Genomic DNA, 9,936 nt, shown 5'->3' on the forward strand with positions numbered 1-9,936 from the left:
TCGTTCAGGCCGTGAAGGCAAGACCGGGCGACCAAGGCACGTTCTGTGATCGCCTGGACAGGTCCTAGTCGAACCACCGGTCCCGGGCGAGCTCCGCCGTGCGGGACGGGTCCTCCAGCAGGGCCGCCACCTCGAAGCGGCGCGGCCACTGGGACGCCGACCAGGCCAGGCCCGCCGCCACGCCCTCCAGGGTGGCCGCGTGCAGCACGCCGTCCGGGGTCAGGCGCCAGTCCAGCTCCGTACCGCCCGCCACCAGCTCCTCGTGCTCCACGTACGTCTCCGGCGTCGCCGCGCCCAGCAGCACCCGTACCGGCTCGGGGACCTCGTGCACCTCGCCCGGCGTGGTCACCTCCGCCGGCACCGTCTCCGACAGCCGCCGCACCTGGAACAGCTCCGCCAGCTCCGCCGCCCGCGAAGGGGAGACGGGGAGCAGCGGCAGGCCCTCCGTCAGCGGCAGCAGGTCCGGGGCGTCCGCGACGACCGCCTCGGCCGCGTCCACCACGACCACCTCGCCGTCCACCACCGCCCGCAGCTCGTCCGGCAGCGTCACCTGGTCCGGATCCAGATCGGCCAGCGCCCCGTACAGCCCGTGCAGCTGCCGCCCGGTGACCTCGCGGTCCGGGTCCGCCAGGCGGGACAGCAGCTCGGCCGCGCCGCCCGGCTCCTCCAGGAGGGCGCGCACCGAGGTGCGTACGCCCAGCGCGCGCAGGACCTGCTCGTCCTCGAAGCCCGTCGCGTCCGCCGGGGTGTACAGGCCCGCCAGCAGCGGGTCCCCGCCCGCCGCGCGCAGGCCCGCCGGGCGGCGGCCGTCGAGCACCGGGTGGTCGCGCAGCCACCAGGCGGTGTACGGGCGCACCGACTGCGTGGTGCCGTCCGGGAGCAGTACCCGCACCGGCTGGGTCAGCGCGTCCCGCAGCGGGGGCTGCGCGAGCATCGCCAGGGCCTGCGGCCAGCGGTCGTCGTCGACGAGGTCGAGGTCCCGTACGGCGATCAGCTCGGTGGCCACCGGCGGCACCGGGGAGTCGGGGAGCTGGTCGAGGAGGTCCTCGCACCACACGTCGACGGCGTCCAGCAGACCGGCGTCGTCGGGCTCGGCGTAGTCCCCCTCGCGGGGCTCCAGCTCGTCCGGGTCGAGGACCACGTCGGTGGCGCGGACCAGCTGGAACGTGGTCAGCACCCCGCACGCGGCGAGCGTGTCGGCGTCCCAGCGGGCGGCCAGCTCGGGGTCCAGGTACGGGATCTCGTCCTCGCGGACCACCGAAGCGAGGGGGCTCCCGGCGAGGAGGAGCTCCCCGGCCGGGGTCGGTTCGCCGTCCTCGTCGGGCAGGGCCAGGGCGCCCAGCCAGGGTTCGTCGCCCGGGGCCAGGCCGGCGTCGCGGACCAGGGTCAGGACGATGTCGGCGAGCTCGTCGGCGTCCGGAGCGTCGGAGTCCTCGTCCCACACCTCGCCCGCGTCCAGCGAGCCGGCGACCGCGGCCCGGATCTGCGGGGTGGTCAGGACGGCGCGTGCGGTGGCGGGCAGGGCGCCCAGCTTCTCCAGCAGCGGGTGCGCGGCCTCGGGGTGGGCCACCTTCAGTCCCAGCCGGGCCAGGTCCGCCGGGGTGTCCGCGCCGGGCAGCAGGATGTGGCGCGGGCCGATCGCGGTACGGCCGTCGGCGAGCGGCACGGGCAGGCCCGAGAGCCGGTCGGGGTCCACCCCGGCCAGGGTGTCGTAGAGGCTGTGCCACCACTGCGGGGTGCGCTCGATGCCGGCGATCCGCTCGATGGCCTCCCCGAGCGGGAGCCGGCCCACGCCCAGGGTGCGCAGCTCGGGCCGCCGCTCCAGCCCGGCTGGCAGCAGCGTCGGGAGCACCTCCGCGAGGACCCGTACGGTGTCGGCTCCGGCGCCCTCGACCACCTCGGCCTCGAAGGGGCGCAGCCGGGAGAGCTCCTCGGAGGGGGCGGCCGGGGCGAGGAAGCCCGTGCGGGGCAGCCGCCGGAGGACGGCCGCGCGCAGGGCGCCGTCGAGTTCGCCCTGGCCGAGGGGGCCGGGGACGAGGTCGACGAGGGCTGGGGTCACCGGGTCCCAGGCCGCGAGGAGTTCGGCGTAGGCGTCGGCGGCGCGCTCCACCAGGAAGTCGGCCAGCGGACCGGGCGCGTGGTGGCGCCGCGAGGTGTCCATCGGGAGGGAGGCGATGAGCAGGGCGGGGATGCCGAGCGGCTCGTCGGTGGGGGTGGGGGCGTGGACGACGGGGGCGGTGCGGGGGCGTTCGGGTGCGCCGTCGGTGTCGACGGGGGTGGCCCAGGTGACGCTCCAGGTGGGGCGCAGCCGTTCCTCCACGGGCCGGCCGGCGAGGAGTTCGCGTGCGATGGGGCCGCTGTGGCGGACGGTGCGCCAGCGGCGGGTGCCGGCCGCGGAGTCCTCGATGACGGTGTACGGGCCCTCGGTGTGCCGGTAGAGGGTGCGGGTGCCGCCGGCGGGGGTGTCCACGACGACCTCGGTCAGCCCGGGGAGGGTGAGGAGGAGGGCGTCGTCGACGCCGTGCAGGAGGCGTTCGGCGAGGTCCTCGGCGGCGGCGTCGCGCAGCGGGAGGACCACGACGGTGTCGTAGCCCTCGGGGGCGGTGCCCTCGGCGGGCAGCGGCAGCCGCAGCAGGGGTACGTGGCCGTCGCGGCGGCGCAGTTCGTCGCCGAGGCCGGGGCTGAAGTGGGCGGCCTCGCGGGCCATTTCGCGGGCCTCGGCGAGGGACCAGCGCACGCCGCCGTGCCGGCCGAGCACCGCCGGCTCGTCGGAGACGGCCAGGACGGCCGCGAAGCCGACGCCGAAGCGGCCGACGGTGTCGGAGGCGGAGGCGCCCTCCCGCTTGGCGGAGGCGCGCAGGGTGCTCAGCGACTCCACGCCCGTCGCGTCCAGCGGGGCACCGGTGTTGGCGACGGCCAGCAGTGCGTGGCCGCCCTCGCCGGGGACGGCGGGGTGCAGGGTGAGCCGCAGCCGGCCGGGCACGCGGGCGCGGGCGGCCGCGTCGGAGGCGTTCTGCGCCAGTTCGACCACGAGCCGGTCGCGGTAGCCGCCGAGCGCCAGGTCCTCCTCGGCGTTCGCGTCCTCCCGGAACCGGGCGGGGCCCGCGGCCCACGCGTCGAGCACAGCGCGGCGCAGCCGGGCGGTACTGAAGGGGTCCATGCCGCTCTGCGCCGCCGTCACTCGCACGTTCACGCCGCTGCCTCCACGCTTGTGCTGCCTCCACGTCCTGCTGTGAAGGTATCGCGTGGGCGGCTGTGCCTTGCCCGTGAGGTGGGCGAACACGACGACGTGGGAGCCCTAGTGGCGGTCGGGGGTGCGGTCGGCGGGGGTCTTGGCCCCGACGGAGGACTTCGGCCCGGAGCCGCCGGTCTTGACGGTCAGCCGGGCGGTGGCCTGGAGTCCGGCGCCGCCGGGGGCGGAGCCGGTGAGGGCGACGCCGTAGCCGCCGTCCTTGACGCCGGCGACCCTGGCGGTGCCGGTCCAGGTGGTGCCGTCCTTGCCGGGGCTGAGCCGGACGGCGTCGAGGGCGGCGGAGGACACGGTCAGGTTCTTCGACCCGGCCGGGGCGGTCACGGTGACGCTGACCGCGTCGCCGGGCTTCACCGGCGAGGTGGGTACCTGTACGGACGCCCGGGCGGCGGGGGCGGCCGGGGAGGCGGACGGCGCGCCGTCGGCGGCGAAAGCGGTGGTGGCGGCGCCGCCGGCGACGGCCAGCGTCGAGGCGAGGGCGATCGCCGAGAGGGTGCGTGCGGTGCGTGCCTTGCGCATGGGATGTCCTCCTGAACGGGCAGCCGGGATTTTTCCCGGCACACCAGACATGAGGGACATCCTGGCCGCTCGGTTGCGGCCGCTCCCGGCCCCCGGCCGGCCCCCTGCCGAAGGTCCCGCACCGCGAACGCGCAGGCCGCACCGCCTCTGAGGATGGTCCGTTTGCTGTCTCTTTGCCCCGATTTTTGGGACCTAAGTCCCAGAACCCGGCCCCCGGAACGGAAGGAGCCCCCGGCGCCTTCCGGCACCGGGGGCTCCCCACGTACGACGGGGCAGCGACCGGATCAGAGGTGCTCGATCACGTAGTCGACGCACGCGGTCAGCGCCTGCACGTCCGCCGGGTCGATCGCCGGGAACATCGCGATACGGAGCTGGTTGCGGCCCAGCTTGCGGTACGGCTCGGTGTCCACGATGCCGTTGGCGCGCAGCACCTTCGCCACCGCCGCCGCGTCGATCTCGTCGTCGAAGTCGATCGTGCCGATGACCGCCGAACGCTTGTCGGCGTCCTGCACGAACGGGTTCGCGTACTTCGACGCCTCCGCCCAGCCGTACAGGTTCCGCGCGCTGGCCGCCGTACGGGAGGTCGTGAACTCCAGGCCGCCCTGGCCGTTCATCCACTCCAGCTGCTGGTTCAGCAGGAACAGGGTGGCCAGCGCCGGGGTGTTGTACGTCTGGTTCTTCAGCGAGTTGTCGATCGCCGTCGGCAGCGAGAAGAACTCCGGGATGTGCCGGCCCGACGCGTGCACGCGCGCGGCGCGCTCCAGGGCGGCCGGGGAGAACGCGGCCAGCCACAGGCCGCCGTCCGAGGCGAAGGACTTCTGCGGGGCGAAGTAGTAGACGTCGGTCTCGGTGATGTCCACCGGCAGACCGCCCGCACCCGAGGTCGCGTCCACCAGGACCAGCGACCCGGCATCGGCACCCGCGACGCGCTTGATCGGCGCCGCCACACCCGTCGAGGTCTCGTTGTGCGTGTACGCGTACACGTCCACACCCGCCTCCGCCACCGGCTCGGGGTGCGTGCCCGGCTCGGAGGAGATGACGGAGGGCTCGTCCAGCCACGGCGCGAGCTTCGCGGCCTTGGCGAACTTGGACGAGAACTCGCCGAAGGTCAGGTGCTGGGACTTCCGCTCGATCAGACCGGCGGTCGCGATGTCCCAGAAGGCGGTGGAGCCGCCGTTGCCCAGGATCACCTCGTAGCCCTCGGGCAGGGAGAAGAGGTCCCGGAGGCCCTGGCGCACCGAGCCGACCAGGTTCTTGACCGGGGCCTGGCGGTGCGAGGTGCCGAGCAGGGAGTTACCGGTGGCGGCGAGGGCGTCCAGCGCCTCGGTCCGCACCTTGGAGGGGCCCGCGCCGAAGCGTCCGTCGGCGGGCTTGATGTCAGCGGGAATCTGGATCTCAGCCACGAGCGGAGCGTATCGGGTCACGGACCGGGCGTTGGAGGCGCGTCCACCCGGTGAGACACGGGAGGGTGATGCGAGGGTGTGCTGCGTGACGTCTCCCGGGGAACTCGAGCGGACATTGCGGGCCGAGCTGCGCGGGGAGGTGGATTTCGGCGCCGCCGCACGGGCCTTGGTGACCATGGACGCCTCCAACTACCGGCGCGTACCGGTCGGCGTCGTCGCCCCGCGCGACGCCGACGACGTGGCCGCGGCACTGCGGGTGTGCGCCCAGGCCGGAGTCCCCGTCGTGCCGCGCGGCGGCGGGACCTCCATCGCCGGACAGGCCACCGGAACCGGCGTCGTCCTCGACCTCACCCGCCACATGAACGCCCTCGTCTCGGTGGACCCGGCCGCCCGCACCGCCGTGGTCCAGCCCGGCCTGGTCCTCGACCGGCTCCGGGAGGCGGTGCGCCCGTACGGCCTGACCTTCGGCCCCGACCCGTCCACCCACTCCCGCTGCACCCTCGGCGGGATGATCGGCAACAACGCGTGCGGGGCCCACTCCGTCGCCTGGGGCACCACCGCCGACAACGTCACGGAGCTGTCGGTGACGGCGTACGGCGGCACCGCCCACCGCCTCGGGCAGGGCTGGGACGGGGCCCCGCCCGGGCTGCGCGAACTCGTCGCCGGAAACCTGGCCGTCCTGCGCACCGGCCTGGGCGCAGGCTTCTCCCGCCGCATCTCCGGCTACGGCGGCCTGGACGCCCTGCTCCCCGAACGCGGCACGCAGCTCGCCCGGGCCTTCTGCGGCAGCGAGGGCACCCTCGGCGTGGTCACGGAGGCCGTGGTGCGCCTGGTGGAACTCCCGCCCGCGCCCGCCCTCGCCGTCCTCGGCTACCCCGACGAGAGCGCCGCCGCCGACGCCGCCGCCGGGCTGCTCCCGTACGGGCCGCTGACCGTCGAGGGGATGGCCCAGGACCTGGTCCGCGGCGCCGCAGGACTGCCCCGGGGCGGGGCCTGGCTGTTCGTCGAGACCCGGGACGAGGGGGCCGCGCACCGCCTCGTACGGGCCGCCGACGCCCTCGACGCGCGGGTGGTCGCGGACCCGGCCGGGCAGCGGGCGCTGTGGCGGATCCGCGAGGACGCCGCCGGCACCGCGAGCCGCCTCCCTGGGGGCACCTCCCGGACGGAGTCTGGGGGAGGCACGATGGCCTGGCCCGGGTGGGAGGACTGCGCGGTACCCCCCGCCCGGCTGGGCGCCTACCTGAGGGAGTTCCGCGCCCTGCTGGCCCGGCACGGGCTGCGGGGCACCCCGTACGGGCACTTCGGCGAGGGCTGCGTCCACGTCCGCATCGACTTCGACCTGGTGACACCGGCCGGGATCGCCCGCTTCCGCTCCTTCTCGGAGGAACTGGCCGACCTGGTCACCGCCCACGGGGGCTCCCTGTCGGGAGAACACGGCGACGGCCAGGCCCGCGCCGAACTCCTGCCCCGCATGTACGCCCCGGAGGTCATCGACCTCTTCGGCGCGTACAAGGACGTGTGGGACCCGGCGGGCGGCATGAACCCCGGCACCCTGGTCCGCCCCGCCCGCCTGGACGACAACCTCCGCTTCGCGGTCCTCCCGCCCGCCGAACCGCTCGCGCGGGAGGTGGCACGGTGCGTGGGCGTCGCCAAATGCCGCTCGCTGGAGGTGGGCGGACCGGCGGTCATGTGCCCGTCCTACCGGGCCACGGGGGAGGAACGGCACTCCACCCGGGGCCGGGCACGGCTGCTGCACGAGATGCTGGCGGGGGAGATCATCCCCGACGGGTGGCGCTCGGCGGAGGTGGCCGAGGCGCTGGACCTGTGCCTGGGCTGCAAGGGCTGCCGCAGCGACTGCCCGGTGGGGGTGGACATGGCCACGTACAAGTCGGAGTTCCTGCACCACCACTGGCACGGCCGCCCGCGCCCCCTGTCCCACTACGTCCTGGGCGGCCTCCCGACCTGGCTCCGCCTGATCGCCCGGCTGCGCGCGGCGCGGGTGGTCAACGCGGCGGGGAGGGTGCTGCGGGTACCGGGCCTGACCCGGGAACGGCGGCTGCCGGAGGTGGCGAGGACGCCGTTCACACGGGCGCGTACGGCCCCGGCCGCGACCCCGGCGCCCCCGCCCCGGGTCACGCTCTGGCCGGACACCTTCACGAACCACCTGTCCCCCGACACCGCCCGCGCGGCCACCCGCGTCCTGGCCGCCGCGGGCCTCCCCACCACCCTCCCGCCCGGCAACCCCTGCTGCGCCCTGACCTACATCTCCACCGGCCGCCTCACCCGCGCCCGCAAGGTCCTCCGCCGCACCCTCGACACCCTCGGCGACGCCGAAGGCCCCGTCCTCGTCCTGGAACCCAGCTGCGCCGCGGCCCTGCGCACCGACCTCCCCGCCCTCCTCCCCGACGACCCCCGGGCCCACCGCCTCGCGGCAGCGGTCCGCACCTTCGCCGAGACCCTGGAGGAGTACGCCCCCCACTGGACCCCGCCCCGCCTGGACCGGCCCGTCGCGGGGCAGACCCACTGCCACCAGCACGCCGTACTCGGCGACGCCGCCGACCGCCGGCTGCGCGAGCGCGCCGGCCTCACCGGCGAGCTCAGCGGCGGCTGCTGCGGCCTCGCGGGCAACTTCGGCTTCGAGCCGGGCCACCACGCCGTCTCGGTCGCCTGCGCGGAGGAGCAGCTGCTCCCGTCCCTGCGCGCCGCCGCACCCGACACCGCCGTCCTGGCGGACGGCTTCTCCTGCCGCACCCAGATCGCCCAGCTCTCCGACCACCGCGCCCGCCACGTGGCGGAACTCCTGGCGGAGGCCCTCCCGCCGGACCCGGAACCGGAACCGAGCCCGCCCGCGGCGCCGATGTAAGCCAGAACACGCATGCACGACCCTTACCCACCCCTTAACCTGGAGAAATGCCCGCACCCTCCCCGTCCCCCACGACGACCCACACCGCCAAGCCCCAGGCCCCCACCCCCACCAGCACCCCCACCAGCACCCCCAGGGGCGGCCGCTTCGGCCCGGTGGCCCTCGTCGTCGCGGCCGGTATCTCGGTGCAGTTCGGCGCCGCCCTCGCGGTCATGATCATGCCGAGGGCGGGTGCGGCGGGCGTGGTCACCCTGCGCCTCGCGGCCGCCGCGCTGGTCCTCCTGCTCGTCTGCCGGCCCACGCTGCGGGGCTACACCCGCTCCGACTGGGGCACGGTCATCGCCTTCGGCGTGGCCCTGGCGGGTATGAACGGCCTCTTCTACCAGTCCATCGACCGCATCCCCCTCGGCCCGGCCGTCACCCTGGAGGTCCTCGGCCCGCTGGCCCTCTCGGTGATCGTCTCCCGGCGCCTGGTGAACCTCCTGTGGGCGGGCCTGGCCCTCGGCGGCGTGGTCCTCCTGTCCGGCCACGGCGGTGGCGGCCTCGGCTTCGGCTCCCTCGACCCGCTCGGCGCGGCCTTCGCGGTGGGCGCGGGCGCGATGTGGGCGGCGTACATAGTCTTCAGCGCCCGCACCGGCCGCCGCTTCCCGCAGGCGGACGGCCTGGCCCTGGCGATGGCGGTGGCGGCGGTCATCTCCCTCCCCCTGGGCGTGGCCCAGGCGGGCCCCGCCCTCCTGGTCCCGAGCACGCTGGCCCTGGGCCTCGGCGTGGCGGTGCTGTCTTCGGTGCTCCCCTACACCCTGGAACTCCTCGCCCTCCGCCGCCTCCCGGCCCCGACGTTCGCGATCCTGATGAGCCTGGAACCGGCCATCGCGGCCACGGCCGGCTTCCTGATCCTCCACCAGGCCCTGTCCCTGCTGGACGCCCTGGCGATAGCCCTGGTCATCGCGGCCAGCATGGGGGCGGTTCGGGCGCAGGGGGGCGGCGGGCGGGAGTAGCGGGGCGGGGTGGGGGTTCTCGGGGTCCCGGTGGGGCGGTCTCAGAGAGGGGTTGGGGTTTTCCCGTCAGTCTCATCGTCCTTCCGTGTCGGGCCGGCCTGTCAAGGGCGCTCCTTCGTCGCGTCGCTTCGCGATGGCCTTCGGCCACCCTTGACAGCCCGTCCCGCCACGAAAAGCCGAAGACTGCCGGGAAAACCCCAAAGGAACGGGACGGTTGTTCATTGACCATCCGGCTCCCTCAGCGATGAGGCGGGCAGGCCGGGTCCGCCTCGCCGGGCATCCGGCCCCTCCAGATCCCTGATTCGGGCCCACCCCACGCCCCAGATCGCTACGCGCTCCTCATTTCTCGGCGTCCGCCGCCCGTCTTGGGCCGATACCCGCAGCCGAGGACGATCAGGAGGGCCGCCGGACTCTCCTGGCGCGCCAGATCGCTACGCGCTCCTCTTTGCCCGGCGTCCGACGGCCGTCCTGGGCTGGGATGACGTCCCCGTCGTCCTGTGGTGCAGGTACAAGCCCAAGACGGCCGCCGGACGCCGAGATCTGAGGAGCGCGTAGCGATCTGTCGCGCTTGGCGGGCCCGGAGGACGATTTCATCGTCCTTGGGTGCGGGGATCGGCCCCAGACGGGCGCCGGACGCCGAAATACGGGCAGCGCGTAGCGATCTGGGGCGTGGGGTCCCCCTGGCCCCGAATCAGGGATCTGGAGGGGCCGGATGCCCGGTCTGCCGGACCCGGCCTGCTCGCCTGATCCCTGAGGGAGCCGGATGGTCAATGAACAACCGTCCCGTTCCTTTGGGGTTTTCCCGGCGGTCTTCGTTTTTCCGTGGCGGGACGGTCTGTCAAGGGTGGCCGAAGGCCATCGCGAAGCGACGCGACGAAGGAGCGCCCTTGACAGGCCGGCCCG

Annotated in this window: 5 protein-coding genes; 2 read left to right on the top strand and 3 right to left on the bottom strand. The window is 75.0% G+C overall.

Translation table 11 applies throughout. The annotated features are described in order from the left end of the window. Positions 1 to 64: 64 nt before the first annotated feature. From AB0F18_RS26130 to serC, 3 genes are all read right to left on the bottom strand, one after another. Positions 65 to 3,160: a molecular chaperone Hsp90 gene (locus tag AB0F18_RS26130; RefSeq protein WP_362064698.1), complete on the bottom strand. Its 3,096-nt coding sequence runs from the start codon at positions 3,158 to 3,160 to the stop codon at positions 65 to 67. Between the two features lie 138 nt (positions 3,161 to 3,298). Continuing rightward, positions 3,299 to 3,769, bottom strand: coding sequence for a hypothetical protein (locus tag AB0F18_RS26135; protein WP_362064694.1), 471 nt, complete (start codon positions 3,767 to 3,769; stop codon positions 3,299 to 3,301). 284 nt (positions 3,770 to 4,053) lie between these two features. After that, positions 4,054 to 5,172: a phosphoserine transaminase gene (gene serC, locus AB0F18_RS26140; protein WP_045948069.1), complete on the bottom strand. Its 1,119-nt coding sequence runs from the start codon at positions 5,170 to 5,172 to the stop codon at positions 4,054 to 4,056. Between the two features lie 175 nt (positions 5,173 to 5,347). On the opposite strand from serC, the gene AB0F18_RS26145 reads away from it, so the two are divergent. Next, a complete protein-coding gene (locus AB0F18_RS26145) occupies positions 5,348 to 8,035 on the top strand; it encodes an FAD-binding and (Fe-S)-binding domain-containing protein (RefSeq protein ID WP_362064700.1) in 2,688 nt (895 codons plus the stop codon). Positions 8,036 to 8,082: 47 nt separating this feature from the next. Beyond that, the gene (locus AB0F18_RS26150; protein ID WP_362064696.1) at positions 8,083 to 9,033 is read left to right on the top strand and encodes an EamA family transporter; all 951 of its coding nucleotides are present in this window, start codon (positions 8,083 to 8,085) and stop codon (positions 9,031 to 9,033) included. Positions 9,034 to 9,936 lie beyond the last annotated feature (903 nt).

It is taken from the genome of Streptomyces sp. NPDC029216 (genome assembly GCF_040648015.1).
Taxonomy (GTDB): Bacteria; Actinomycetota; Actinomycetes; order Streptomycetales; family Streptomycetaceae; genus Streptomyces.